Origin of the sequence: Variovorax sp. CCNWLW225, assembly GCF_037204045.1 — a bacterium.
Classification (GTDB): domain Bacteria; phylum Pseudomonadota; class Gammaproteobacteria; order Burkholderiales; family Burkholderiaceae_C; genus Variovorax.
Map to the genome: position 1 here is coordinate 199,610 of NZ_JBBCBV010000001.1, position 26,112 is coordinate 225,721.

General features: G+C 65.3%; 28 protein-coding genes. 9 read left to right on the forward strand and 19 right to left on the reverse strand.

What is annotated here, in order from left to right:
• Positions 1-11 precede the first annotated feature (11 nt).
• The 12 genes from V9L20_RS00975 to V9L20_RS01030 form a co-directional block, all read right to left on the reverse strand.
• The gene (locus V9L20_RS00975) at positions 12-1,196 is read right to left on the reverse strand and encodes a DesA family fatty acid desaturase (RefSeq protein ID WP_337295147.1); all 1,185 of its coding nucleotides are present in this window, start codon (positions 1,194-1,196) and stop codon (positions 12-14) included.
• 95 nt (positions 1,197-1,291) lie between these two features.
• Positions 1,292-1,999: a sulfite exporter TauE/SafE family protein gene (locus V9L20_RS00980; RefSeq protein ID WP_337295148.1), complete on the reverse strand. Its 708-nt coding sequence runs from the start codon at positions 1,997-1,999 to the stop codon at positions 1,292-1,294.
• Positions 2,000-2,001: 2 nt separating this feature from the next.
• Complete coding sequence (hemN, locus tag V9L20_RS00985) at positions 2,002-3,414, reverse strand: oxygen-independent coproporphyrinogen III oxidase (RefSeq protein ID WP_337295149.1); 1,413 nt, start codon at positions 3,412-3,414, stop codon at positions 2,002-2,004.
• A complete protein-coding gene (locus V9L20_RS00990; RefSeq protein WP_337295150.1) occupies positions 3,411-3,662 on the reverse strand; it encodes a hypothetical protein in 252 nt (83 codons plus the stop codon). The genes hemN and V9L20_RS00990 overlap by 4 nt, the downstream gene beginning before the upstream one ends.
• A complete protein-coding gene (locus V9L20_RS00995; protein ID WP_337295151.1) occupies positions 3,659-3,946 on the reverse strand; it encodes a FixH family protein in 288 nt (95 codons plus the stop codon). The genes V9L20_RS00990 and V9L20_RS00995 overlap by 4 nt, the downstream gene beginning before the upstream one ends.
• Before the next feature lie 10 nt (positions 3,947-3,956).
• Entirely contained in the window at positions 3,957-5,399 is a 1,443-nt protein-coding gene (gene ccoG / locus V9L20_RS01000; protein ID WP_337295152.1) for a cytochrome c oxidase accessory protein CcoG, read from the reverse strand.
• A gap of 12 nt (positions 5,400-5,411) precedes the next feature.
• Positions 5,412-6,326: a cytochrome-c oxidase, cbb3-type subunit III gene (gene ccoP / locus V9L20_RS01005; RefSeq protein WP_337295153.1), complete on the reverse strand. Its 915-nt coding sequence runs from the start codon at positions 6,324-6,326 to the stop codon at positions 5,412-5,414.
• A 16-nt stretch (positions 6,327-6,342) separates the two neighbouring features.
• Positions 6,343-6,483, reverse strand: a complete 141-nt coding sequence (locus V9L20_RS01010) for a cbb3-type cytochrome oxidase subunit 3 (RefSeq protein ID WP_337295154.1) — start codon at positions 6,481-6,483, stop codon at positions 6,343-6,345.
• Positions 6,484-6,497: 14 nt separating this feature from the next.
• Positions 6,498-7,127 carry a cytochrome-c oxidase, cbb3-type subunit II gene (ccoO, locus tag V9L20_RS01015; protein ID WP_337295155.1) on the reverse strand — a complete coding sequence of 210 codons (630 nt, stop codon included), beginning with the start codon at positions 7,125-7,127 and terminating at the stop codon, positions 6,498-6,500.
• A gap of 10 nt (positions 7,128-7,137) precedes the next feature.
• Entirely contained in the window at positions 7,138-8,577 is a 1,440-nt protein-coding gene (ccoN, locus tag V9L20_RS01020; protein WP_337295156.1) for a cytochrome-c oxidase, cbb3-type subunit I, read from the reverse strand.
• Between the two features lie 65 nt (positions 8,578-8,642).
• Positions 8,643-8,780 carry a cbb3-type cytochrome oxidase assembly protein CcoS gene (ccoS, locus tag V9L20_RS01025; protein ID WP_258505513.1) on the reverse strand — a complete coding sequence of 46 codons (138 nt, stop codon included), beginning with the start codon at positions 8,778-8,780 and terminating at the stop codon, positions 8,643-8,645.
• On the reverse strand, positions 8,780-11,113 hold the full coding sequence (locus V9L20_RS01030) for a heavy metal translocating P-type ATPase (protein WP_337295157.1): 2,334 nt from the start codon (positions 11,111-11,113) through the stop codon (positions 8,780-8,782). The genes ccoS and V9L20_RS01030 overlap by 1 nt, the downstream gene beginning before the upstream one ends.
• A gap of 104 nt (positions 11,114-11,217) precedes the next feature.
• Here V9L20_RS01030 and V9L20_RS01035 point away from each other — a divergent pair, with 104 nt between their 5' ends.
• Positions 11,218-11,661: a universal stress protein gene (locus tag V9L20_RS01035; RefSeq protein WP_337295158.1), complete on the forward strand. Its 444-nt coding sequence runs from the start codon at positions 11,218-11,220 to the stop codon at positions 11,659-11,661.
• Between the two features lie 24 nt (positions 11,662-11,685).
• Here the strand turns inward: V9L20_RS01035 and hmpA are convergent, their stop codons facing one another.
• Positions 11,686-12,870: an NO-inducible flavohemoprotein gene (hmpA, locus tag V9L20_RS01040; RefSeq protein ID WP_337295159.1), complete on the reverse strand. Its 1,185-nt coding sequence runs from the start codon at positions 12,868-12,870 to the stop codon at positions 11,686-11,688.
• A 137-nt stretch (positions 12,871-13,007) separates the two neighbouring features.
• Here hmpA and norR point away from each other — a divergent pair, with 137 nt between their 5' ends.
• Together norR and V9L20_RS01050 are read left to right on the forward strand one after the other, a co-directional pair.
• Positions 13,008-14,594 carry a nitric oxide reductase transcriptional regulator NorR gene (norR, locus tag V9L20_RS01045; RefSeq protein WP_337295160.1) on the forward strand — a complete coding sequence of 529 codons (1,587 nt, stop codon included), beginning with the start codon at positions 13,008-13,010 and terminating at the stop codon, positions 14,592-14,594.
• A 115-nt stretch (positions 14,595-14,709) separates the two neighbouring features.
• The gene (locus V9L20_RS01050) at positions 14,710-15,954 is read left to right on the forward strand and encodes an MFS transporter (protein WP_337295161.1); all 1,245 of its coding nucleotides are present in this window, start codon (positions 14,710-14,712) and stop codon (positions 15,952-15,954) included.
• Between the two features lie 46 nt (positions 15,955-16,000).
• On the opposite strand, the gene V9L20_RS01055 is transcribed toward V9L20_RS01050, so the two are convergent.
• Positions 16,001-19,021 (reverse strand): PAS domain-containing protein, encoded by a 3,021-nt coding sequence (locus tag V9L20_RS01055; RefSeq protein ID WP_337295162.1) that lies wholly within the window; start codon positions 19,019-19,021, stop codon positions 16,001-16,003.
• 222 nt (positions 19,022-19,243) lie between these two features.
• On the opposite strand from V9L20_RS01055, the gene V9L20_RS01060 reads away from it, so the two are divergent.
• Positions 19,244-19,723 (forward strand): VOC family protein, encoded by a 480-nt coding sequence (locus V9L20_RS01060; protein ID WP_258505506.1) that lies wholly within the window; start codon positions 19,244-19,246, stop codon positions 19,721-19,723.
• A 117-nt stretch (positions 19,724-19,840) separates the two neighbouring features.
• Here V9L20_RS01060 and V9L20_RS01065 read toward each other — a convergent pair whose 3' ends face one another.
• Positions 19,841-20,041, reverse strand: a complete 201-nt coding sequence (locus tag V9L20_RS01065) for a hypothetical protein (protein ID WP_258505505.1) — start codon at positions 20,039-20,041, stop codon at positions 19,841-19,843.
• A 258-nt stretch (positions 20,042-20,299) separates the two neighbouring features.
• Between V9L20_RS01065 and V9L20_RS01070 the strand changes: the two genes are divergently transcribed.
• A complete protein-coding gene (locus tag V9L20_RS01070; RefSeq protein WP_258505504.1) occupies positions 20,300-20,572 on the forward strand; it encodes a hypothetical protein in 273 nt (90 codons plus the stop codon).
• Positions 20,573-20,886: 314 nt separating this feature from the next.
• Here the strand turns inward: V9L20_RS01070 and V9L20_RS01075 are convergent, their stop codons facing one another.
• Positions 20,887-21,096 (reverse strand): hypothetical protein, encoded by a 210-nt coding sequence (locus V9L20_RS01075; RefSeq protein ID WP_337295163.1) that lies wholly within the window; start codon positions 21,094-21,096, stop codon positions 20,887-20,889.
• A 99-nt stretch (positions 21,097-21,195) separates the two neighbouring features.
• Between V9L20_RS01075 and V9L20_RS01080 the strand changes: the two genes are divergently transcribed.
• Complete coding sequence (locus tag V9L20_RS01080; RefSeq protein ID WP_337295164.1) at positions 21,196-21,540, forward strand: hypothetical protein; 345 nt, start codon at positions 21,196-21,198, stop codon at positions 21,538-21,540.
• 24 nt (positions 21,541-21,564) lie between these two features.
• Here the strand turns inward: V9L20_RS01080 and V9L20_RS01085 are convergent, their stop codons facing one another.
• Complete coding sequence (locus V9L20_RS01085) at positions 21,565-21,768, reverse strand: hypothetical protein (RefSeq protein WP_337295165.1); 204 nt, start codon at positions 21,766-21,768, stop codon at positions 21,565-21,567.
• A gap of 78 nt (positions 21,769-21,846) precedes the next feature.
• Between V9L20_RS01085 and V9L20_RS01090 the strand changes: the two genes are divergently transcribed.
• Together V9L20_RS01090 and V9L20_RS01095 are read left to right on the forward strand one after the other, a co-directional pair.
• Positions 21,847-22,359, forward strand: a complete 513-nt coding sequence (locus V9L20_RS01090) for a hypothetical protein (RefSeq protein WP_337295166.1) — start codon at positions 21,847-21,849, stop codon at positions 22,357-22,359.
• A 130-nt stretch (positions 22,360-22,489) separates the two neighbouring features.
• Positions 22,490-22,738: a hypothetical protein gene (locus V9L20_RS01095; protein WP_337295167.1), complete on the forward strand. Its 249-nt coding sequence runs from the start codon at positions 22,490-22,492 to the stop codon at positions 22,736-22,738.
• A gap of 1,333 nt (positions 22,739-24,071) precedes the next feature.
• On the opposite strand, the gene V9L20_RS01100 is transcribed toward V9L20_RS01095, so the two are convergent.
• Together V9L20_RS01100 and V9L20_RS01105 are read right to left on the reverse strand one after the other, a co-directional pair.
• The gene (locus V9L20_RS01100; RefSeq protein ID WP_337295168.1) at positions 24,072-24,650 is read right to left on the reverse strand and encodes a terminase large subunit domain-containing protein; all 579 of its coding nucleotides are present in this window, start codon (positions 24,648-24,650) and stop codon (positions 24,072-24,074) included.
• The gene (locus tag V9L20_RS01105; protein ID WP_337295169.1) at positions 24,628-25,044 is read right to left on the reverse strand and encodes a hypothetical protein; all 417 of its coding nucleotides are present in this window, start codon (positions 25,042-25,044) and stop codon (positions 24,628-24,630) included. The genes V9L20_RS01100 and V9L20_RS01105 overlap by 23 nt, the downstream gene beginning before the upstream one ends.
• A 335-nt stretch (positions 25,045-25,379) precedes the next feature.
• Here V9L20_RS01105 and V9L20_RS01110 point away from each other — a divergent pair, with 335 nt between their 5' ends.
• Entirely contained in the window at positions 25,380-26,102 is a 723-nt protein-coding gene (locus V9L20_RS01110; RefSeq protein ID WP_337295170.1) for a hypothetical protein, read from the forward strand.
• Positions 26,103-26,112 lie beyond the last annotated feature (10 nt).

Here is a 26,112-nt window from a genome sequence, read left to right on the forward strand (position 1 = left end):
GGGCACCCGGCTCAGGCGTAGGAACGAAGGCGCCTGGAGAACTCGGCCAGCGGCGCAATGCCGCTGGCTTCCGCGCGATGGCACCAGTCCTGCAGCTGCTTGACGAGTTGTTCGCCGGTTGCAGCGGAACGGCTCCAGAGTGCGGTCAGTTCCCGGCGCATCGAGTACATCGTGGCCAGCGCATGCGATCCGCGCAAAGCCGTTGCAACCCGTGCGCGCCGCGACTCGTCGAGCATGCGTTCGTCCCTGGGCAGCCAGCGCTTCACCGCTTGCAGCGAGCGCGCCTCGCGCGGAGAAAGGCGGCGCAGCCGGCCGAACTCCTCGGCATAAGCCTGCTTCAACGAGTGGCCATAGCTCGAAAGCACGTCGTAGTGGCAGCGGATGACTGCCTGCACGGTGTCCAGGTCGACAGTTGGCTTGGGTGCGGCGAGCCGTGCAGTCGGCGCCACGTGCTTGACGGTGGCAAGGCCGAGCGCCTGCAGCACGCGAATGTAGAGCCAGCCCACATCGAACTCGTACCACTTGTTGGACAGCTTCGCCGAGCTGGGAAAGGCATGGTGGTTGTTGTGCAGCTCCTCACCGCCGATCAGGATGCCGATCGGCGAGATGTTGGTGCTGGAATCCGGTGCCTGCCAGTTGCGGTAGCCCCAGTAGTGGCCGATGCCGTTGACCACGCCCGCGGCCCAGAACGGAATCCAGGCAATCTGCGTGAGCAGGATCAGCCCGCCGGGCACCACGCCGAAGAGCGCCATGTCCAGCACGCCCATCAGAACGATGCCGAGAATCTTGTGGCGCGAATACAGCTTGCGCTCGATCCAGTCGTCCGGCGTGCCGTGGCCGTAGCGTGCAATGGTCTGCGCCACGTTGCTCTCGCGGATGTAGAGGAACACGCCGCCCCACAGCACGCGGGAAAGCCCGAACACCTGGGGGCTGTGCGGATCTTCGGGCGTGTCGCACTTTGCATGGTGCTTGCGATGCACGGCGGCCCATTCCTTCGTGACCATGCCGGTGGTCAGCCACAGCCAGAAGCGAAAGAAATGGCTGGCCACCGGATGCAGCTCCAGCGCACGATGGGCCTGGTGACGGTGCAGGAAGATGGTGACCGAGGCAATGGTGACGTGCGTGAGCGCCAACGCCACCAGCACGGCACCCCACCATGGAAGATCGAAAACTCCGGAGAACAAGACGGATTGCATTGGCACCTCTAGGACAGATGCGGCAATTCTGCGAACGGGTGGCGTGCGGGCCTTTGATACAGGTCAACAAAAGGCGCGCCCCCGGCGCACGGGGTTCAGCGGCACCAGATCTCGATCTGGCGGCCGAGATCGGACCAGAGCGCCTGCAGCGCCACGGCCGCGAGCAAGATACCGGCAAGGCGTGCACCCCAGGCCTGAGAGCCGCCACCGCTCCACCGCAGCCGCTGCCAGAGCCACGGCGCCAGCACCAGGGAGAGTCCGCTGCCCACGGCGAACAGCATCATCGCCACCCCGCCCTGCACGGGCCCATTGGCCAGGCTGGCAAGCAGCAATGCCGAATAGAGCAGCCCGCAAGGCATGGCCACCCAGAGCGCGCCGGTCGCCAGAACACCCCATGGCGTGCCTCCCGCGTGCGAACGAAGGCGGGCTTCGAGCGTGCGCCCGACGCGCCGTGCCCACGCCGGCTGCCGCCCCGCGATCGCCAGCGTCGCGCCCCAGGCGAAGACGAACACATGCAGCAGCATCCAGAGCGGCTTGAGCGCGGCGACTTGCGCCCCGGCCAGCGCCAGGCTGTTCACGCTGGCCGCGGCGACGGCGCCCGCCACGGCGTAGCTTGCGATGCGCCCGATGTGAAAGGCCGCTTGCGCAGCCGGTGCGGTGCTACCTGCGGTTGCGGATGAAGCGCCAGCGTGAACCGGCACGATGCGGATCACGGCGGCCGACACCGCACCGCACATGGCCACGCAGTGCGGCCCGCCGGCCAGGCCCATCAGCAAAGCGGCACCGGCAAGCGCGGCCTGCATGTTCAGACCACGCGCGAAAAGCGGGTGCGGTTGTCGCGGCAGTAGCGGTCGAACACCATGGCGATGGCACGCACCACGAACCAACCCTGCGCCGTGACTTCGATGTCGTGGTCGGTCAGGCGGACCATGCCCTGCGCGGCCAGCGGCCCGAGCGCCGCGAACTCGGCCGCGAAGTGGTGCCGGAAATCGATGCGGTGCGCCTCGCCCATGGCATCGAAGCCGACACGGCCCTTGCACATCAGCGCCATGATGACCGCACGCCGCAACGCGTCGTCGCGCGAGAGCGCAATGCCGCGGACCACCGGAAGGCGCCCCTGGTCGAGCAGGTCGTAGTAGGTGTCCACCGTCTTGGCGTTCTGGCTGTAGGTGGCGCCCACGCGGCCAATGGCGGAAACACCCAGCGCCACCAGGTCGCCCTCCGGCTGCGTGCTGTAGCCCTGGAAGTCTCGCTGCAGCCGCCCCTGCCGCTTGGCCACCGCCAGCGGATCGCCGGGCAGTGCGAAATGGTCCATGCCTATGTAGACGTAGCCCGCGGCGGTGAGCGTTGCAATGGCGCTGGAGAGCATGCGCACCCGCGTCTCGGCATCGGGCAGTTCTTCGGCCGCAATGCGCCGCTGCGGCTTGAAGCGCTCGGGCAGATGGGCGTAGGCATAGAGCGCAATCCGGTCGGGCCGGAGCTCGCAGACCTGGTCCATCGTGCGCGCGAAAGACGCATCGTTCTGGCGCGGCAGGCCGTAGATCAGGTCGACGTTGATCGACTCGAAGCCCAGCGCGCGCGCATCGGCCATGAGCCCGAACACCTGGTGCGCCGGCTGGATGCGGTGCACGGCCTTCTGCACGTCGGGATCCAAGTCCTGCACGCCGAAGCTCAGCCGGTTGAAGCCCAGCGCCGCCAGGTTCGCGAGTCGGGCCGCATTCACGGTGCGGGGGTCGATTTCGATGGACTGCTCGCCGCCGGCAGCGAGGTCGAACGATTCGCGCAGCATGGCAAGAAGGCCTGCCAACTGCGCATCGCTCAGGAAAGTGGGCGTGCCGCCGCCCAGGTGCAGCTGGCTCACGGTGGCGCGGCGGCCGAGCTGCGCGGCCTGCAGCCGGGTTTCACGCTCCAGGTAGGCCAGGTACTGCACGGCCCTTTCGGGGTGCCGCGTCACAACCTTGTTGCAGGCGCAGTAGTAGCAAAGCGATTCGCAGAACGGAATATGCACATAGAGCGAAAGCGGCGACGCGGAGGCGCCGGCATCGCGCCGCGCGCGCAACGCCGAGGCGTAGTCGTCCGCGCCGAAGGCCTCCACGAAGCGGTCCGCGGTTGGGTAAGAGGTATAGCGCGGGCCGGCAACATCGAACTGCCGCAGCACGGTGGCCGGCAGGGGTGCGGTGTCGGCAACGTGGGCACAGGCGGTCGAAGGCAATGTCATTGCGCACGTCCTGGAAGGTCGCGGGAAGGCGGGTCGGCCAGCAGCGCGGTGAATGCGCTGGAAGCCGCCGCCATGCCCCAGAAAAGAAAGAAAGCCACGGTGTAGACGCCCTGGCGCGACATCCGCAGCGCTTCGCCGCCCCAATGCAGATCGGACGGATCGACCAGCGCGAACACCAGGATCTCGATGGCGCAGGCCAGCAGGAACGAAGGCCACAGAATGCCGATCAGCTGGCGCGAGCTGCTCATGGCGCGGCCTCGCGGCGCGGCAAGGGCACCGCTTCGGCCGGGGTTGCCGCATGGTTCCGGCCGGCGAGCGCGGGCATCAGCTTCTTGTCCGCCAGGGTCTTGTTGATCTCGACGCCCCGGCGGTAGTAGTCTGCCGACACCAGCGGGTCGGGGCTGTCCCAGGCGTACCAGAAGGTCACGAAGCTCGCGACCACCACCAGCGCCGGCCCCGCAATTACCATCCACAGCAAAGGGTGCCGCCACCACCGATCATTCGCCGCCGGTTCGTTTCTTGTTGCGTTCATTTCCATTCCTTCAGCGCGGCACAAGGAACACCGCTTTTTCAGACACCTGGACCCCGCCCGCGCCCTCTTCGCGAATGTCGAAGTACACCGGGTGCGAGCCGGCCGATGCCGCGCCATAGGGCACCTGGAGCCGCACGGCGACCCATCGCGATTGCGCCGGTCCGACAGTGACGCGCTCGTCGGGCGAGACGCTGAGCCCTTCGATGCCGTGCGCGGCAATGCGGTAGCCGCGCGGCTCTTCGGTGGCATTCATGATCTGCAGGCGGTAGACGTTCTCGAGCCGGCCGCCCTCGACGATGCGGGCGAGCGATGCACGGTCGCGCACCACGTCGACCTTGAGCGGCGTGCGCGTGACCAGGCTGGCAAGCAGCCCCGCCATCAGCAGCGCCAGCACGGCGGTGTAGACCAGCACGCGGGGGCGCAGCACGCGGCGCATCAGTTGCCGGCGCGACCAGCCGGCCTCCATGCCGTTCTGCGTGTCGTAGCGGATCAGCCGTGGCGCGTAGGCCATCTTCTTCATCACCGTGTCGCAGGCGTCCACACACAGGCCGCAGCCGATGCACTCGTATTGCAGCCCCTCGCGGATGTCGATGCCCGTGGGGCACACCTGCACGCACAGCCCGCAGTCGATGCAGTCGCCCAGCGCCATGCTGCGCGGATCGGGGCCCTTGCGGCGCGGCGCACGCGGTTCGCCGCGCTTCGGGTCGTAGGTGACGATGAGCGTGTCGCGGTCGAACATGGCGCTCTGGAAGCGCGCGTACGGGCACATGTACTTGCACACCTGCTCGCGCATGAAGCCCGCGTTGCCGTACGTTGCAAAGCCGTAGAAGAACACCCAGAACACCTCCCACGAGCCCATGCGGGTCTGCAGGAAGGCCATGCCAAGTTCGCGGATGGGCGTGAAGTAGCCCACGAAGGTGAAGCCGGTCCACAGCGCAATGCCGATCCACACCAGGTGCTTGAACCACTTCTTCACCAGTTTCTCGGCCGATATCGGCTCGGCGTCGAGCCGCATCCGCGCGGTGCGGTTGCCCTCTATCTTGTGCTCCACCCACATGAAGATTTCGGTGTACACCGTCTGGGGGCAGCCGTAGCCGCACCACAGCCGCCCGGCCACGGCGGTAAAGAGAAAGAGCGCCAGGGCGCTGACCACCAGCAGGCCCGAGAGGTAGATCAGGTCTTGCGGATACAGCACCCATCCGAAGACGTAGAAGCGTCGCGCGGCCAGGTCGAACAGCACCAGCTGCCGCTCGCCCCACTGCGCCCACGGCATGCCGTAGAACACCAGCTGCGTCAGAAAGACCATTGCCCAGCGCCATCGCGCGAACACGCCGCGAACGCTGCGCGGGTAGATCTTCTTCGTGGCCTCGTAAAGCCCCCCCGTTTCAGCGCCGGCCGGAACAATCGGAATGATCTTGCGCGAGGCGGGGCTCGCGGGTGCGGATGAGTCCATGGTGCGCCGGCTTCAGGGCCCTGCGGCCGGGGCGTTGGAAAAGCCCCATACGTAGGCGGAAAGCAGCTTGATCTGCGCCTCGGTCAGCCGCCCTTCCTGCGCGGGCATGGCGCTGTGCTTGCCGGCGTTGACGAGCTGCACAATGGCCGCCTCTCCATAGCCGTGGAGCCACACCTTGTCGCTGAGGTTGGGCGCGCCCACCGCCTGGTTGCCGACACCGCCGATGCCGTGGCACGAGGCGCAAGCCGTGAACTTCGACTTGCCGAGGCCCGCGCGCACCGAATCGTGCGGCTCGCCCGAAAGGCTCAGCACGTAGTTCGCCAGGTTCTTCACGTCGTCTTGCGAGCCCACTGCCGCAGCCATGGGGGGCATCACGCCGATGCGGCCCTTGGTGATGCTTTCGGCAATCTTCTCGGGCGTGCCGCCGTGCAGCCAGTCCTTGTCGGTCAGGTTGGGAAAGCCCTTGCTGCCGCGCGCATCGGAGCCGTGGCATTGCGAGCAGTTGTTCATGAACAGGCGCTCGCCGATGGCCATGGCCTTCGGATTGCGGGCAATGTCTTCCGCGGGCATGTTGTCGTACGCGGCATACACGGGCTCCAGCGCCTTGTTGGCCTTGGCCACTTCGGTGCCGTACTCGGACTCGGTGCTCCAGTTCGCCTGGCCGCTGAAGCTGCCCAGGCCCGGAAAGATCACCAGGTAGCCGGCCGAGAAGAAGATGGTCAGCACGAAGAGGCCGACCCACCACATGGGCAGCGGGTTGTTGGCTTCGCGAAGGTCCTCGTCCCACACGTGGCCCGTGGTGTTGTCGGCGTCCGAAGGCACGCGCTTGCGCGCGGTGAGCCACAGCAGCAGCATGCATCCGAGAATGCTCAGCACGGTGCCGGCGGCAATGTAGTTGGACCAGAAGTTGTTGACGAAATCGCTCATCGGGGGCCCCTCTTCTTCAGTCTTGCTCGAACGGCAGCCGGGCGGCTTCCTCGAAGCGGACCGTGTTGCGGCGGGCATAGGCCCAGGCCACGATGCCCACGAAGAGCGCAAAGCACAGAAGGGTCGCGGCAACGCGCAGGGTGGTGATGTCGGTCATGGTTCGGTTGCTCCCTACTTGAGCGTGAGGCCCAGCGATTGCAGGTACGCCACGGTGGCGTCCAGCTCGGTCTTGCCGCGGACTTCTTCGGCGGCGCGGGCAATCTCTTCGTCCGTGTACGGCACGCCGACATGGCGCAGCGCGCGCATGCGGCGCGGAATGGCCTCGGCATCCACCACCGTCTTGCCGAGCCACGGATACGCCGGCATGTTCGACTCGGGCACCAGGTCGCGCGGGTTGTTCAGGTGAATGCGCTGCCACTCGTCGCTGTACTTGCCGCCCACGCGGTGCAGGTCGGGGCCGGTGCGCTTGCTGCCCCATTGAAACGGGTGGTCGTAGACGAATTCGCCCGCCACCGAGTAGTGGCCGTAGCGCAGCGTCTCCGAGCGAAACGGGCGGATCATCTGCGAGTGGCAGTTGTAGCAACCCTCGCGCAGGTACACGTCGCGCCCGGCCAACTGCAGCGCGGTGGGCGGCTTCAGTCCCTGGATGGGCTCGGTGGTCGACTTCTGGAAGAACAGCGGCACGATCTCGACCAGCCCGCCGATGGCGACCACCACCAGGATGAGCACGATCATCAGCAGGTTGTTGGTCTCCACCTTCTCGTGGGTGAAGCCGGTCTTGGTTTCGGTTTTCGTATTCATGGCTGATTTCTCAAGCGTGGGCAATGGCGGCGGCCGGAATCACGGCGCGCACCGAGCGCCCGGAGATGACGGTCATCCACACGTTCCATGCCATCACCAGCATTCCGCCGAGGTACAGCAGGCCGCCGACCAGCCGCACCAGGTAGAACGGGAAGGTGGCCTTCACGCTCTCCACGAAGGTGTAGGTGAGCGTGCCGTCGGGGTTGATGGCGCGCCACATCAGGCCCTGCATCACACCCGCGATCCACATGGCCGCGATGTAGAGCACGATGCCGATGGTGGCCACCCAGAAGTGGGCTTCGATGGCCTTGACGCTGTACATCTCGGTCCGGCCGTACATGCGCGGAATCAGGTAGTAGAGCGAGCCCATGGTGATGAAGCCCACCCAGCCCAATGCGCCGGCATGCACGTGGCCCACGGTCCAGTCGGTGTAGTGGCTCAGGGCGTTGACGGTCTTGATGGACATCATCGGGCCCTCGAAGGTGGCCATGCCGTAGAACGAGAGCGCGACGATCAGGAAGCGCAGGATCGGATCGGTGCGCAGCTTGTGCCAGGCGCCCGAGAGCGTCATCACGCCGTTGATCATTCCGCCCCAGCTGGGCGCCAGGAGGATGAGCGAGAACACCATGCCGAGCGATTGCGTCCAGTCGGGCAGAGCCGTGTAGTGCAGGTGGTGCGGGCCGGCCCACATGTAGGTGAAGATCAGCGCCCAGAAGTGGACGATGGAAAGCCGGTACGAATACACCGGGCGCGCAGCCTGCTTGGGGATGTAGTAGTACATCATTCCGAGGAAGCCCGCCGTGAGGAAAAAGCCCACCGCGTTGTGCCCGTACCACCACTGCACCATGGCGTCCTGCACACCGGCATAGGCCGAGTAGCTCTTCATCCAGCCCGCCGGAATTTCAGCGCTGTTGACGATGTGCAGCAGCGCCACCGCAATGATGAAGGCGCCGAAGAACCAGTTGGCAACGTAGATGTGGCGCACCTTGCGAATGCCGATGGTGCCGAAGAACACCACCGCGTAGGCCACCCACACCACTGCAATGAGGATGTCGATGGGCCATTCGAGTTCGGCGTATTCCTTGCCCGTGGTGTAGCCCAGCGGCAGGCTGATGGCGGCCGCGACGATCACCGCCTGCCAGCCCCAGAACACAAAGGATGCGAGCCCCGGCGCGAACAGGCGGACTTGGCAGGTGCGCTGCACCACGTGGAAACTGGTGGCCATGAGCGCACAGCCGCCGAACGCGAAGATCACCGCGTTGGTGTGCAGTGGGCGCAGCCGTCCGTAGCCGAGCCATGGAATGCCGAGGTTGAGCTCGGGCCAGGTCAGCTGCGAGGCGATGATCACGCCGACGAGCATGCCGACCACGCCCCAGACCACGGACATGAGGGCGAACTGCCGCACGACGGTGTCGTCGTAGACCGCTGCGGGGGGATTGGGTTCTTGCATCGTGGTGCCTGTTGGTGGACTGGAGGCAGTGTCCCCTTGCAACCGGACACGGGGTTTGATGCAGATCAATCGCCGCGCAGGATCCGGTCGGCCTCCACGTCGACGTCTTCGAACTGGCCCCGCTCGATGGCCCACCACAGCCCGCCGAGGATGACGAGCACCAGCATGACCGACAGCGGAATGAGCAGGAAGAGGATGTCCATCAGCGCCCCGCTCCACTCGATGGCGCGTTGCCCGGGGCGGCGAGCCGCGCGGCGTTGAGCACCACCACCAGCGAACTGGCTGCCATGCCGATGCCTGCGAGCCATGCGGGCAGCCATCCCGCCACGGCCAGCGGCACGCACAGGGCGTTGTAGCCGGCAGCCCACGCAAGGTTCTGCCGCACCACGCGCAGCGTTCGGCGCGCCTGCGCAATGGTGCGTGGAATGGCCGCGAGCGCATCGCCGAGCACCACGAAGTCGGCCCGCGCGCGCGAGAGCGGCACCGCGTTTCCGAAGGCGAAGGATGCATTGGCGCGTGCCAGGGAAGGGCCATCGTTGAGGCCGTCGCCCACCATCGCGACTTGCCGGCCCTCGGCCTGCAGCCGCCACAGCGCCTCCAGCTTGTCTTCGGGCTTGCAATCTCCCTGCGCAAACTCGATGCCGGCGCGCGCCGCGATCTCGCGGGCGGCGCTGTCGCGGTCGCCGGAAAGCAGGCGCACCGTGATGCCCTCCGCCTGCAGCGCGGCCACGGCGGCGGCGGCGTCCGCGCGCAGTTCCTCGGCAAGCACGAAGCTCGCGATCCAGCCCTGCTCGTCGCAGAGGTGAACCTGCGGTGCATCGACCTGCAGCGGCGCCACGCCGCAATAGCTTGCGGAGCCGAGCCGCACGCGACGCGCGGCATCTTCGTCGCCGGCGCGCCGGCACAGCAGGCCTTCGAGGCCGAGGCCAGCGAGTTCGGCCGGCCGGGTCACGTTCCAGGCAGGCGCAGTACGGAACTGCGCATTCCATGCGTTCACGAGCGCACGTGCCCCCGGATGAAGGGAGTGCATGCCGAGCGCCGCGCCTATCTCCAACGCATCGCCGGGGCGCAGGCCCTGGCGGCAATACACGCGTTCGAGGCGCGGCGTGTCGCCGGTCAAGGTGCCCGTCTTGTCGAAGACCACCGTATCCACGCTGGCCAGTGCTTCCAGCGCCTGCAGGTTGGCCGTGAGCACGCCGCCGCGGGCCAGCGCGCCTGCGCTGGTGAGCATGGCAGCCGGCGTGGCAAGGGACAGCGCGCACGGGCAGGTCACGATGAGCACGGCCACAGCCACCATCAGGGCCTTGCCGGTGTCCGCATGCCACCAGAACGCAGCGGCACCCGCGGCCGACAACAGAACCAGCACAAGAAACGGACGCGCGATGCGGTCGGCCAGTTGGGCCAGCCGCGGCTTGCTCGATGCGGCGCTTTCCATCAGCCGGACGATCTGCGCAAAGCGCGTGTCCTCGCCCACCGACTCGATGCGCACCTGCACCGCGGCCGAGAGGTTGTGGCTGCCCGCGAGCACGCGCTCGCCGCACGCACGCGGCACCGGGCGCGATTCACCGGTAAGCAGCGCCTCGCCGGTGCTGGTGTTGCCGTCGATCAGCACGCCGTCCGCGGGAAAGGCCTCGCCCGGCAGCACGCGCACCACGTCACCCACCGCCAGGCGCCCTACGGCCACGCGCCGCCAGCCGCCGCCGGCTTCGAGCCGCTCGATGCTGTCGGGCAGCCGGTTCATCACCGCATCGAGAGAGCCGGCCGTCCGGTCCCGCAGCCGCGCCTCGAGCCACCGGCCGGTGAGCAGGAAGAACACGAACATGGTGAGCGAGTCGAAATACACCTCGCCGCCCAGCACGCCCGCGGTGTCGAAGGTAGCCGCGCTGCTGACGGCAAAAGTGATGGCGATGCCGAAGGCAACCGGCACGTCCATGCCGATGCGCGCATGGCGAAGGTCCCGCCATGCGCTGCGGAAGAACGGCCCGCACGAGAAGAACAAGACCGGCAGCGTCAGCACCCAGGAGGCCCAGCGAAGCAGCTGCGCAGCGTCGGCCGTCATCTCCCCCGGCTGCGCGATGTAGGCCGGGTAGGCATACATCATCACCTGCATCATGCAAAAGCCCGAGACGAGCCAGCGCCAGAGCGCGAGCCGCAGCTCCCTTGCACGACGTTCGCGCGCGGAGCTGTTCGAGGCCGGCAACAGCGGGTATCCGGCGGCGGCCGCCGCCTCGAACCAGCGCGAAGGCCGCGTGGCCGCCGCCGACCACACCACGCGCGCACGATGGCTCGCGGCATTGACCTGCGCTTCGAGCACGCCCGGCACTTGCAGCAACGCCGCCTCAACCGTGAATGCGCAAGCGGCGCAATGCATGCCCTCCACCGCAATCTGCGACTCCCACCGGCCCGTGCCCGCATCGCCTTCCAGCAAGCGGCCGAACACCGGCCATTCGGCGGAATCGTCCAGTACCCGCCATGCCTCGCTGGAGGCCGGCATGGGCGATGAAGGTGGAGAGAACGGGGCGAGCGCAGCTTGCATCGCGCAAGGCTAAGGGCGGCCGCCATGGCGCCGGTTGATCTGCATCAACCCCCGGCGCCGCCGCCTGCCTAAGCTCGCGGCACAGACTTTCGGAGACCCTCATCATGTTCAAACGCATCCTCGTCGCCACGGACGGTTCGACGCTTTCGAAGAAGGCCGTGACGAGCGCCATTGCACTCGCCGCAACGCACGACGCCGACCTGGTGGCGCTCAACGTGGTTCCGCGCTACCCGAAAGGCTACTTCGACGGCGCGATGTCGTTCTCCCCCGAGGACATTGCGCTCATAGAGAAGCAGTGGGCCGACAAGGCCCAGGCCATGCTCGACACCGTCAAGTCGCGCGCCGAGCAGAGCGGCGTGCGAGTCAAGACGGCGACGGCCAATTCCGATCTCGTGGCGGAGTCGATCGTCGCCGCCGCGAAAAAGCACAAGAGCGACCTGATCGTGATGGCTTCGCACGGGCGCAAGGGCATCAAGCGCCTGCTGCTGGGCAGCGAAACGCAGCATGTGCTCGCACAATCGATGCTGCCCGTGCTGGTGCTGCGGTAGGCGCTGAACGCGCCTTGCTGACCTTTACGCCTCCAGCGCTTCGAGCGGCCCGAAGAACTCGTAGCGCAGCTGTTGCCTCGGTACGCCCAGCTCGAGGCTGCTGGCATACACCGCCTTCATGAAGGGCTTGGGGCCGAGAAAGTACAGGTCGACGTCGCGGTCGGCCGGCAGTTGCTGCGCGAGCAACTCGCGCGTGACGAAGCCGGTGGCGTGCGGCCGGTCGGATTCACGCGGCGTGTCGTACACATAGAGCGGCTTCACGTTGGCATGCTGCGCCGCCAGTGCATCGACACGCTCGCGGAATGCATGGGCGCCGCCATGCCGCGCCGCATGAATGAAGTGCACCGGCCGGCCGGTGTGCGCCACGGATTCGAGCATGCTCATGGCTGGCGTGATGCCAACGCCGCCCGTTACCAGCACCAGCGGACGCGACTGCTCGCCCGCGGGCTGCAGCACAAAGTCGCCGCAGGGCGCCTGCGCCTTCAGGACCGTTCCGACGGCCGCGTTCTCATGCAGCCAGTTCGACGCCTTGCCGCCCTCTTCCTGCTTGACGCTGATGCGGTACCAGGGCTTGCCCGGCGCATCGGACAGCGAGTAGTTGCGCCTGAGCGGCTCGCCGTCGATGTTCAGCACCAGCGTGAGGTATTGGCCGGGCGAGAACGCGAGCAGCGGGCCGCCGTCGGTGGGCTCCAGGTAGAAGGAGGTGATGACTTCGCTCTCCTGCTCGCGCCGCGCAACGCGAAACTCGCGCTCGCCGCGCCATCCGCCGGGCTGTGCGGCGTTGTTGCGGTAGACCTCTTCTTCGGCGGCAATCAGGATCGCCGCGAGCGACTCGTAGGCTTCGCCCCATGCGGCAATGATCTCGTCGGTGGCGGCGTCGCCGAGCACGTCCTTGATGGCCTGCAGGAGGCAGCCGCCGACAACCGGGTAGTGCTCCGGCAGCACGCCCAGTGCCGCATGCTTCTGGATGATCCGCGGCAGCGCGCCGGCAATTTCGCCGAGCCGGTCGATGTGCATGGCATAGGCCAGCACGGCGCCCGCGAGTGCGCGCGCCTGGCTGCCGGCGGCCTGGTGCGCCTCGTTGAAGAACGCCTTCACCTCCGGATGGCCTTCGAACATGATCCGGTAGAAGTGACTGGTAATGGCCTCTCCGTGCGCCTGGAGCGCGGGGACGGTGGCCTTGACGATGGCGATGGTTTGCGGGTTCATCTGTGGCTCGGCGATGGCAGTTGAGATGCTTCTTCTCTCTCACGATCCGTGCCAGTCGCAGGCGCTGCGCAAGTGCCCGCCACCATTGGGGATTTTCGATGCGTGGTCAAATTCGCCACAGCAATCATGTTGTATTTATGACCACACAAAGTGTCAATCCGACCACGGCCGAGCCCGACGCCGCTTCCGAAGGCCAGCGTTACCGCTCGCTTCTTGCCGCGGCGCGCGGCCTGGTGCGGTGCGATGCCGCCGCGCTGCTGCGGCTCGATGGCGACGTGCTGCGGCCGCTTGCCGTGGACGGCCTGAGCGACGAGACCCTGGGGCGGCAGTTTCCGGTGGCATCGCACCCGCGCTTTGCGCGCCTGCTCGAGAGCGGGCAAGGCCTGCGCTTTGCGCACGACTGCGGCCTGCCCGACCCTTATGACGGCTTGGTCGCGGGGCAGCCGGGCATCCTGCCGGTGCACGACTGCATGGGGGCGCCGCTTCGCCTGCGCGGCGCCGTGTGGGGCCTGCTGACGCTGGATGCGCTGGAGCCCGGCGCGTTCGAATCGGTAAGCCCGGCACAGCTCGACGCGCTCGTTGCGCTGGTGGAAACCGGCATCGAATCCGCCCACACGATCCAGGAGATGGAAGCGCGCGCCATGCGCGAGCAGGCCGTGGCGCAGGCGTTGCGCTCGGGGCCCGGTGCCACGCGCGAACTGCTCGGGAGCAGCGCCGCCATGAAGAAGCTGTGCAGCGAGATCGATACGGTCGCGGCATCGGACCTCACTGTGCTGGTGCTCGGGGAGACGGGCGTGGGCAAGGACCTGGTGGCGCAGCGCCTTCATGCGCGCTCGCGGCGGCGCGACCAGCCGCTGGTGCAGGTGAACTGCGCGGCATTGCCAGAGACGCTCGCCGACAGCGAACTCTTCGGCCACAAGCGCGGCGCGTTCACCGGCGCGGTGCAGGACCGGAACGGCAAGTTCGAGATTGCCGACGGCGGCACGCTCTTTCTCGATGAAGTGGGCGAACTGCCGCTGACGGTGCAAGCCAAGCTGCTGCGCGTGCTGCAAAGCGGCGAGGTGCAGCGGCCCGGCAGCGACCGGACGCTGAAGGTCGACGTGCGCGTGATTGCGGCCACCAACCGCGACCTGCCCGCCGCCATTGCGCAGGGCCGCTTCCGTGCCGACCTGTACCACCGGCTCTCGGTCTATCCGCTGGTGGTGCCGCCGCTGCGCGAGCGCGGGCGCGACGTAGTGGCGCTGGCCGGCGGCTTTCTGGAAGAAAACCAGCATCGGCTGGGTGCGCGCAACCTGCGGCTTTCACCTGCGTCGAAGGCCGCCCTCCTCGCGCATGGCTGGCCCGGCAACGTGCGCGAGCTCGAGCATGTCGTCAGCCGCGCATCGCTCAGGGCGGTCACGGAGCAGGGCCGCGGCGCGCGCTGGACGGCGATCGAGCCGCATCACCTGGCGCTGGATGCCGCGGTTGCTGGGAGCCATGCGACGGGGTCCGCACAGACGCCGCTTGCCCAGGCACCGACGGACGGCGGCCACGCCAGCTTTGCTCTCGCCGCCGGCGGCACGTTGCGCGAAGCAACGACCGCTTTCCAGCGTGCATGGCTCGCGGATGCGCTCGCGCGGCACAACGGACATGTGGCCAACGCCGCGCGCGAGGCCGGCATCGACCGCAGCAACTTCCACCGGATGCTGCGCAAGCTCGGCATGCGATCCGCCTCCGCCGACTAGTACCGCGCAGCTCACCGCTGCATTGCGCCGGCGCCGGGAGCATGCGCAAAAAAAGAAATGTCGTTATAGTCAACCAATTGGTTCACTGTAGCCATACTTCTTCCGGAGCAAGACGATGAACATCCGTGCCTCCGCGCGCCCGGCCGACGCGCTCGATTCGAACTGGTCCATTGTTGCCGCCGGCGCGCTGATGACCTGCGTGGCCATTGGCGTGCTGTTCTCGCTGGCAGTCTTCCTGGAGCCGATGAGCGCGGCCACCGGCTGGTCGCGCGCGGGCATTTCAAGCGCCATGACGCTGGCCTTCCTGAGCATGGGCGTGGCCGGCTTCGGCTGGGGCGCGCTGAGCGACCGCTACGGCCCGCGCGTGGTGGTGCTGGCGGGCACGGTGCTGCTGGGGCTCTCGACGGTGCTGGCGAGCCGTGCGTCGACCTTGCTCCAGTTCCAGCTTTTCTACGGAGTGATGATGGGCATTGCCGCCGGCAGCTTCTTCGCGCCGGTGATTGCAACCACCGCATCGTGGTTCGACAGGCATCGCAGCCTGGCGGTATCGCTCGTCTCGGCTGGCATGGGCGTTGCGCCGATGACCATCTCTCCGCTGGCTGCATGGCTGGTGACGCACTACGACTGGCGCATGGCGCAGCTGATCATCGGGATCGGCGCGTGGGTCGTGCTGCTGCCCGCGGTCTGGCTCATTCGCGCGGCGCCCGCAGCCGCTTCCGCTTCGCCTGCCGGAGGGGCAGCACCGGCGCCGGAAATGAAGGTGGGGCAGGCGCTTCGCTCGCGCGCATTCCTCGTGCTCGGGATCACGTTCTTTGCCTGCTGCGCGGCGCACTCGGGGCCGATCTTCCACACGGTCAGTTATGCGATCGGCTGCGGCCTTCCGACGTTCGCGGCCGTCACCATCTACAGCATGGAAGGCGCGGCCGGGCTGGGAGGGCGCCTGCTCTTCGGCGTGCTGGCAGACCGGCTGGGCGCCAAGCGGGTGCTCGTCGCCGGGCTGCTGATCCAGGCCTTTGCCGCCGCCAGCTACCTGCTGGTCAACCAACTGGGCGGCTTCTATGCCGTGGCCATTGTTTTCGGCCTCGCCTATGGCGGCGTGATGCCGCTCTATGCGGTGCTGGCGCGCGACTACTTCGGCGCCCGGATCCTGGGCACCGTGTTGGGCGCGGCGTCGATGCTGTCCAGCCTGGGCATGGCGCTTGGCCCGGTGCTGGGCGGCTGGCTCTTCGACCGCTACGGCAGCTACGCCTGGATGTACATCGGCTCGATGGCCGTGGGACTTGGCGCGGTGCTCATCGCACTCACCTTCCCCCGCACGGACCACGCCGGCAAGCAGCCGCGGCTACAGCCGGCGGGCTAAGCGGGATAAGTGAGGCAAGGGCTCGTCGTCAGCGCTCGACATGGAGCTACACGCTGTTTTCCACCGGCAGGAGCGCCGCCTTGACGTTGTTGCGGCCGGACCTCTTGGCCTGGTAGAGCATTTCGTCCGCGCGCCTGACCAGCGTGGCGGCAGTTGCATCGCCGCCCTGGTAGAACGCCAGCCCGATGCTCGCGGTGATGCTGATGGTCAACTGCGACTCCAGGGCAAACGGCGCCTGCATGGTCGCGACAAGCTTCGCGGCAGTGGAAAGGGCGATGTCCGCATTGGGCAGGCCTTCCATGATCACCGTGAACTCGTCGCCGCCGAGGCGCGCGCGAACGTCGCTGGAACGCAGGCCCTGCGACAGCCTGTTCGAGAACCCCTTCAGCAGCTCGTCGCCGGCCTGGTGGCCGAACTGGTCGTTGATCTGCTTGAAACCGTCGATGTCCAGGTACATCAGCGCCATCAGCGCACCGGCGCCGCGGCTGCGGTCCATGGCCTCGGCCAGGCGCGCTTCGAAGCCCGCGCGGTTGGCAAGGCCGGTGAGCGGATCGATCTGCGCCAGGTTGACCAGGCGCTTCTCCTCGAGCTTCTGGCGCGTGATGTCGGTGATGACCGCATGGAAGCCGACGATGGTGTCGGCATTGGCCGCCGGTTGCGGAATGTACTGGGCCTCGTAGCAGTTGTAGCTGTCGCTCTGCGTGTCTTCGCTCTGGAAGGTGACGACCTCCCCCGCCAGCGCGGCGCGGATGTGCGGCTTTACCGATTCGTAGGCCGCACCGCCCAGGAGCTCTTGCACGGTGTGCCCCTGGATCTGGTCCCGCGAGAGCCCGAATTCGCGCTCGTAGGCGAGGTTGTTGAACCGGTAGCGCTCGTCCGCATCGATATAGGCGACGCGCATCGGCAGCGCGTCGGCCACCGTGCGAAGGCGGGCTTCGCTCTCCTGGAGGGCTTCTTCCGCCTCGTGGTGCGCGGTGATGTCGCTGTCCAGCGTGTAGAGGCCCATCACCCGGCCCTGTTCGTTGCGCTCCGGAACCAGCGTGGCCTGGATGTCGCGGCGCCCGCCGGGGCCCTCCACCCTCCGCTCGTAGGTCACCTGGCGCCCCGCCAGCGCAGCGCGCAGATGCGGCTCCATCTGGGCCCAGGCCTCGTCGCCGTAGAACTCGCGCATGCTGCGGCCGATCAGCTGTTCGGGCTCGACACCGAACCAGTCCTGGTAGGCCTTGTTGACGAACCGGAAGCGCAGATCCCAGTCGAGGTACGAGATCAGCGCGGGCAGGTGGTCGGTCACCATGCGCAGGCGGTGTTCGCTCTCGCGCAGCGCTTGCTCGGCCGCCTTGGCCGCCGAGATGTCGCGCATCAGACCCGAGAAGTACTCCACCTTGCCGTGCTTGTCGCGGTGCGCAATCACCATGTGGCTGACCGGAAACTCCTGGCGCTGGTCGTCCCACACCATCGACTCGCCCACCCAGATGCCTTTGCCGACGGCAACAGGCACCACTTCCGACCTGAACCGTTCGATCGTCTTGGGCGGATTGAAGTCGTTCACGCTCAGCTGCTCGATCGGCGCGTCGAGACGCAGTCCGGTGCGGCGGCGGGCGGCCGGGTTCATGTAGATGAGCCGCCCCGCCGCATCCATCTGCACGATGTAGTCGGTCGTCATGTCGAATACGGCGGTGAGCGTGCGAAGGGCCTGCTCGGCCCGGGTGCGCTCGGTGATGTCCGTCACCGTTCCGACGTGGCCGAGCACGCGGCCTCCGACAATCACGGGGCGGCTTCTCAATGCCACCAGCACCCGGGTTCCATCCTTGCGGTGGAGCCGGCGCGTGGCGCTGAACGGTTCGGGCGTATTCACGAGGCGAATCCATTCCTTGAGAACCTTCTCCCGGATGTCTTCGCGCACCAGCGTGAGCCAACCCAGCGCGGCGTCTTTCCGCTCCAGGCCGTGGATCGCAAGGTACTCGTCGTTCACATAAGTCGCGCGGCCTTCGGTGTCGGAGCGGAACAATCCCACCGGCGATGCATCGGTGACCGCGGCCACCTCGAGCCGCTGCTCGCGCAGCTCGGCCATGAGCGCGTCGAACTCACGGGCCAGATCGCCGCGCTCGTCGGTGGCGACGACATCGAGCTTGACCTGGCTGTCCGGCGATTGCCGCAAGGTGCGAATCGCATTGGTGAGCGCATCGAGCGGTCGCATTGCCCACGACGTACCCATCCAAACGAGAAACGCGCAGCCCAGGCCCAGCCACAGCAGTTGCAGCAGCAGGCTTCGCTTCGCCTGCTCCAGCGGTGCGTAGGCAATTTCCGCCGGCACGACGAGGCGCAGGTCCCAGTCGGCACTGCGCACAATGGCACGCGTCGCCAGGTCGTTGCCGGTGTCGTCGGCGGATGCGACCACCATCGCGCTCGCAGGCTTGAGCAGCAGGCTCGCATCGTGATGCATGACCACGCGCGGAGACGCATCGCGTGTGACGATCACGTAGTAGCCGCCGCGGCCGATGGTGGCTCGGCTCATGTCGCCGAGCACGTTGGCGCGCTGCAGGTTCAACGCCGCTCCCAGCATGCCGATGAGCCGGCCGTCGGGTGCGTCGACGGGAACGGCCATGACCACGGCAGGCTGTTTGCTGTCCTTGGTGAGCAGCGGCGCCGAAATGGTGGGTTGCCTCAGGTCGCGCACCTGCCGGAAGTAGTCGCGGTCGGCAATGTTCGGAGGGTGGTCGGCAGGCGGGTTGATGGCGACGATGGCGCCGTCCGGGCCGGCGAGCGCGGCATTGTCGAACATCGCGAGCAAGTCGCGGTCCTTGAGAAAGCGCTGCCGCGCTTCAGCGTCGTCGAAGCCGCGCGCGCCGATCTCCCGGGCCGCGCGCTCCAGGGCGGCGAGGTGAACGCCCAGCTTGTAGTCGAGATCGGCCGCGGCGCTATCGGTCAGGGCCTGCTGCTGGTCGCGCATCAGGTTGAGATATTCGCCGGACAGGTTGCGGTACTGCCACCACTCCGTTGCGCCAACAAGCGCGAGCACCAGCGAGGTGACCAGCAGTGCCGTCTTGGTTCTCAGCTTGAGCCGCACATGGTTTCCTTCGCGAGGGCGGTTGTTCCGGGCCGCATTTTTCGATGATAGCAATGGCCTTTTCCTCGATACGCCAGCAGCCATCCAGCGGGCGTCACTCAAAGCGGCCAACAGTTGCGCCGCTGGCAATCGGATCTGTACTTGCGTATGGTCCGGTGCCTACCGCCGATGCGACGAAGACCGTCGTCGCATCGATCTTTCCCCCAACCCAGGAGAACCAAGATGGTCAGCAAAAACACGATTTGCCTCTGGTATGACGGCACCGCGCTGGACGCCGCCAAGTTCTACGCCGAGACCTTTCCGGACAGTGCGGTGGGCACGGTCCTCCGGGCTCCCGGTGACAATCCCTCGGGCAAACAAGGCGATATCCTGACGGTCGAATTCACCGTGATGGGCATTCCTTGCCTCGGACTGAACGGCGGACCTGCGTTCAAGCACAACGAGGCCTTTTCATTTCAGGTGGCGACCGACGACCAGGCCGAGACCGACCGGCTGTGGAATGCGATTGTCGGAAACGGCGGGCAGGAAAGCGCGTGCGGATGGTGCAAGGACAAGTGGGGACTGTCATGGCAGATCACGCCCCGCGTCCTGATTGCCGCTATTGCCGACCCCGATCCCGCGGCAGCCAAGCGCGCGTTCGACGCGATGATGGAGATGAAAAAGATCGACATCGCCGCGATCGAGGCGGCCCGGCGCGGCTGACAACACCGGACCAGAGCAAACAGTGAAAACGGGTTGGAGCGTGCGGCGCCAACCCGTTGATCTATCTGGAAATTGTGGCCCACGCGAAGCCCCGGCGCTTCGCGGCAGCAGCTTGCGTCATCGTTGAGCCAACTCGCGCTGCGGCTCGACCGAAGCTCCGGCCTGTTGTTGCGCCGTTCCTCCAACCACGAAATCTTCCGCAGCACCATCCGAGCGAAAGATGCGGAGCGCCACGCAGTTCAGCGAACCGAATTCCGCTTCATGCAGGAGCTCCCGGAACATCGCTACAGCCGCCTCTTTGCCCAGCAAGTGGTTCATTCATGACCTCGAGTGTGATGCTTCTCACAGCAGGATCGTACTTGCATTGGCATCAGATGTGATGCATTTCGTATCAAGCGAGGGCAAATTTATAGCTTTGGTGGTATTTACAACAGGCTGAAATCCCTGCCCCAGCTGAACTAAAATGTAATTCCTTTGTTCTAATTTTACTGATCACTGGTTGCCCGATCTGCGCCAAAAGCGAAAACAGACCAGCGCCGGTTCACACGCATCAGGGCCGCGAACGGTGGCATCAACATGACCCTAGAAGATCAATGGATCGCTTCTGAGGCGGCAGGGCGCATCGGCGAATCCGAAGTATTTGACGCGCGGATCAGCGCGATCGTGTCGATGCTGCGCGCGATGTACATGGCACACCCCGCCCCGGAAAGGGTCAGGCATCACTTCGATCAACTGATGGCTCAACTGCTTTCAAGCCCATATGCGAGCGATGACCCGGATCGGCAGCTGGTTCTTCAAGAGACTGCCGCAAGTTTGACGCGCCACGCGCGGCCAGCAGAAGCGGGCTGAGGGCGAAGAGCTTCGGGCGCGGCTGCCGACGCCAGATCCTGCCCGAGGGGGATGTCACGCTTTCCCCGCGTTGCACGGCCGCCCCCCGTTTTCCCCAATGAAAAAGGGCGTCCGGTGATGAAACCGGACGCCCTTTGACGTTTTATTGGTCGGTGTGAAAGGATTCGAACCTTCGACCCCTTGCACCCCATGAGGGCGTTTAAAGCACCGCAAGTACTTGTCGGCTCATGGGATAGGTCCTAAAGACCTGACAAACCAAGCGCAACAAAATCGCTTGGTCGTGCAGTCGCCCTCCTCTGACAGATCCACGTTTGTCAGGCTGCTGTGGCCGAGAACGAGACGTCTTCGTTGATCGGCCGCAGCCACTCCACGGCCGCGGCATCAGGCGACATCGCTCGCAGGCGTTCGTCGCGCCACAGGTCACGCGCGACATCCTCCAGCTCGAGCGGATCCACGGTATGCCACTGCTGCTGCAGCCGGTGTGCGCAGGCGGCAATCCAAAGGGTCGCGGGCACGTTTTTCATGGGTCCATTATCACCAGAATACTGTATATTTGTACAGTACAAAGGTACTAAGAACCGTGATGCCAACCCCTGTATTTGTCCGTTTCGCGGCGCACGTTCATGTTCTTCGCTGACGTCACTTTCCTCATGCGCAACGGCCTGCGCCTGAAACCCAGCGAGCGGATGCCGGCCGTGCGATACACCGTCACCATCCTGGAATCTGACCGAGACAAGAACAACTCGGCACGCAACCTAGTCGTGGCCAATCTCTATGTGTCGTATGGCACCGCGCAAATGGCTGGGAGAGGCTGCATGGTTGATCCCGACATACGGCCCTTCAAGGGTCCGGGCTTCTTGCTCTCCGGCATCGAGCTTGAGACGCAGAGGATCGACGGTGAACTTCGGTTTATCGAGCACCGTCAGGTGTGGCACGTGGTCCCTGTGGAGCGTCAAGCGTACGAGTAGCGCTGCGGCCTGGCGCGCCGACGCTCAATCTTTCATCGCGAGGAGGTCACCCAGCGCCTTGGCCTGTTCTTTCGCGCTACCTCCCAGCACGAGGTCATCCGAGCCGCCGTCTGCGCGATAGACGCGCAGCGCCATGCAATTCAAAGCGCCGTGCTCTGCTTCATGGAGAAGCTCGCGCAGCGTGGCCAAACCCGCTTCTTTGCCGAGAACAGCACCGGTTCGAATCATGTCTAGGCATCCAAAAAATGAGCTCACAACGTACCTGCTTAGAGTTGTCCAGCGGGCAGCCACAGTCCGGTTTGACGCATGACGCTGGAAACTACCAAGCAGCCCAATCGTAACCAAGGGTACGATAATGTGAAATTATCACATTTTGTTCTGATGATGAATGATTTAACCCTCCCCAACGCGTCCTCCGACTTGGGGGCAAGGATCGCCGCCCTCAACGCGGTCGTGAGACAGCTCTCAGACGACGCTCAGTGGCTGCGCGCGGAAGCCAAGCGCCTGAGAACCGAGCACGCCAGAACCCGCCTGGGGAATCGGATGCCGCTGTGGTTTTTGCTGCAACTGCAGCATGAAGAGTTTCCTGTCCGAGTCTTCGAACCTGGGGAAGTCCGATATGTCTCGGTGCTTACGGCCACAGGTCTGGTCGAGGCCGAGATCGGCGCGCTCGAAGCCACAGGCCGGTACGCCCCGTCAAGGGCGGCCACTGTAAGGCGCATCACGGAATATGGGCATGCCGAGATTGCAAGGATCGAGGACATGCCAGAGCCCGCGCCAGCTTCAACGCTGCCTGCGCCGGAAGTGCGGGCGGTATAAACCGCTACCGTGAGTCTTCCGCACAAGATGGCTGACTACGGATTGCGAATAGGCAACGAAATACTTACATTTGACGCGCCAAAGACGGCCGGCATTTTGGCAATGCACAAGCCGGCACTCGGAGAGTCGAATGCCGTACTTGTTCTTGATGAGACTGCTGCATCTGCAGCTTCCAGCCCGTATCACTGATCCCGAGGACATTCACGCTGTTTCCGTGCTCTTGGCGACGGGTTTGATCGAAGCTGAAATCCAAGCTCTCGACCCAACCGGCCCCTACGTGGCTTCACGGTTCGCCAAGGTGATTCGTATCACGGAAGACGGCTATGACGAGCTTGCGAGGATGTGGGACACCCGTGTTCGTGAGCAAGGAACCGGCTAATCGCGGTGACTACTCCCGCGACCACCCATCGCCGGGCTTCGAGCCTCTGCAATCCGTTCCAGGACGGCCGCGTTGCTTCTTATGACTTCTTGCAAATACAGAGACTCGGCTGCAAATGCAAGCTTCATGAGGGCAGCGCTAGCCTGCTGCTCCAAATCAGTCACCAGCGTGCAGGTCTCAGGATCTGCCAGCTTTCTGGTGAGAGCGCGCTGAATTTCAATCGCAGCGGCGCGCGAACGCGAGGCATGGCGCCGGAGATCGTCGAGGTGCGACTGGGAGGTGTGCATGGAAGAAATCAGGCAAGCTGAATGCCCGAATCTACCGGAGCGCTCCTGCCTGCGGGTGACCGTCCACCGTCTGCCTGCGGAAGACAGGGTTACAGAAAAAAATGCAGAACATGCCGCAGCTAGGGCGCTTATGGAGGCGCTCAGCTCGGAGAGAGTTTTCCACCGTTTCGGTGGATAAGGCAGTGGATAAGCATGCGCGCATCGCCCCAGAGCGCTGCCACGTCAGCGCTGAGACGCTGCGCTTGCAAAAGCGGCACCACGCTTTCAACTTCGCATGAGCGCGAGTTACTGCGCCAAGGCTTAGCGCCACCTGCTGCTGTTTGCCTTCAACTTGATCGACACCAACAGGGCCGAAAGCTCTCGCGCTGCGGCCGTTCGGCATACGCAGACCTTCGCAGCTATCTCCATTTGATGCGGGTCCAATCCGTCGAACCTGATACAGGAGCGCAGTTGCTCTTGGGCATCCGTCACGCGGTATTCGGCCTCTCGCCAACAAAGATATTCAGGGCTGGGCTGCATAGTGGTGCTCCTGGACGGTGCCACTTGCAACAGATCGAGCCTGTGCGGCGCCCAGCAAGCACGAGCCGGGCTGATCAACCATTTCATCCTACGCTTTCGCGGAGGCCTTTGGGTGAAATGTGAGCCAAGCCCTGAACAAGTACAGCTATCTTGGCCAAGAATCAATCAGGCCCAGGCGCTTCGATTTCTCGCAGCCGTAGGCACCGATCCACAGCGCGGCCCACGCCTCGAGTTCCTTCTGCGGGGCCGGCTCCACTAGGTCATCAGGGGGCGGACACGGGCTCGTGAACGCTACAGGCGCCGGGTCGATCTTCGCGGGCGCACGCTGCGGCGTCATTGAGCAGGCGCACAACGCGAGGGGCAACAAGGCAGCCAGTGCCAGTCGATGGAACATCGCGGATCTTCGCCCATCCGCGTGACGTGCGTTCCAGGTGGCTTCTCGCTCAGGAAGCGCTTGACAGTGTTCGTCATGCCCTTAAGAGGCGTGAACGTCATTGCAAGGCTTCCGGCCGTCGCGTTGGTGCGGGTCAGGGCCTCGAAGTAAATATCGTCGTCGGGCTCTTCATCCAAACCCAATCGAGCGTTTCCGCCTGGAACTTCTCGCGGCCTTGGTCGTAGCTCTTGAAACCCAGCAGGCTCTCGCCGGCTTGTATGTCGCCGCCGCCGCCGTGCCGAATCACCAGGGTGTCCAGTGCATCGGAGACGCCACGCTTCAGCGACTTGTCTTTGATGGCATCGCGCGGAATGGCGCCGGTGCCGATGGCGTTGATGCGCCCACACAGCACGCGCTGCACGGAATCGCGGGTTACCTCGGTCGTGACACCGGCTGCCCATGCCGCAATCGCCTTGTCGAATGCCCTGCCCTGCCATGAGTCCGGGTAGCGCCCAGTGAGGTGCATCGCCGTCTCGAATCCCGCGCTCCACGTCTTGCCGAGCTGGTTGCCCGCCATCAGCAGGCGCTCGCGGAAAGTTAGGCCCGCAGCGTGAAACTCCGCCTGCTTCGGGTACGCGCGGTACAGCTTCAGCTTGTTGCCGGATGCCCGGCGCTCGCGTTCTTCGTGCAGCGCCAACAACTCGAGCTTTTCAGCCCGCGATAGCGTCGTCATTGCCCTTGTCCGCGGCCAGGCGCTTTGCCTCCAACATCGCCAGCTTCGCGTCAAGCGCCTCATCGGTCAGGTCGGTAAAGGTCGTGCGCGAGTCGATCTCCAGCTTGTCGCCGTAGCTGCGCGGGTCGGCCTTCGAGGCTTGCCAACGGAGGTGATGTGCCAATTCCTTGGCTTTTGCCAGGGCGAACGGGTCAGCCGCAGCGCGCAGGCCTTCCGCCGCGTTCTCGGCGTAGGTGCTCGCTGCGGCAATGCGCGCCTCGCGCACGCGCGCGGAACGGTCAGGGTCCGCGGCAATCCATGCAATCAGCGTTGCCTTGCTCACCTTGAGCTTGGCGGCAATCGCCGTCTGGGTCTGTCCGTCGATCAGCATTTCCGTCAGCTTGTCGATGCCCATTGCATCGCACGTTGCCAATTTCTCGCCCTTATTTGCTGCCATGTCGGCTCCTTTTCGGGTGCCTCACGGCTTGTCCGAAGCTGCAGCCCATCCGTCTGACGCCTAAGCGCTGGGCCAATGCGGTCAGCACTCGCGCCCTGCGCCCACTGAGTGCGAATGGTGAAAAAACCGAGCGGTTTACCCGCCGCTCGCACGCGCAAGGCTGGCGCTGGTTCCCGGGGATTAGGAATTGGCTTGCAGGGTGACCAAGCCGGGCGGGATCGGTTGCTGCGTCGCACCGGCAGGCTGAGTGCAGACGGTGGCTCCCCGGCATACTCGGCACGAAGGAGACAAGAATGGGAAGAGCTTTTACTCGGCTGGGCATCCTCGCCACCACCGCATATGGCGCAATGCTCGCTTATCTGATTCACCAGCGATGGGGTGCCCTCATACGGCTGCCACTGAACGAACTGGGTGACTTCTTGGCCGGGGCCTTTGGGCCACTGGCAATTTTGTGGCTCGTTCTCGGCTACTTCCAACAGGGCATCGAGCTGCGCCAAAACAGCGCCGCCCTACGGCTTCAAGCGAAAGAGCTTGCGAACTCCGTCGAACAGCAAAAGGAACTTGTGGCTGTCGCCCAGAAACAGCATGCCACCGACGTAGAAGCGCTAAATAAGCAGATCGAAAGACACGAACAAGAGCGCGCCGAAATGCTTCGTGCGGCGCTTCCGAACCTCATGGTGCGCGTCAGGCGCCTACCTGTGAACATCCGAGGGGCCCAATTTGCCCTGGAAGTCTATAACGCTGGGGCGCCATGCATGGACTTTTGGCTCTCGCTTGAAGGAGCCCCAGGAAAGCCCATCATCCGTGAGATGGGTCTTCTGCAGTCGGGGGCGAACGTGCGGGCCGAGTTCGCAAAGCCGATTCCATCAGAACCACAGGAGGTAGCCCTTTTGATGCGATACGTGACGCTTCACGGAGATCGCCCTGTGCTTCGCGGAGCGATTACCTTCGGGACCACGCCAGAAGGAGACCTCAAAGCGATCTACACAAAAACACTCGGCATAGAGGATGTGTAGCTTTCGCATA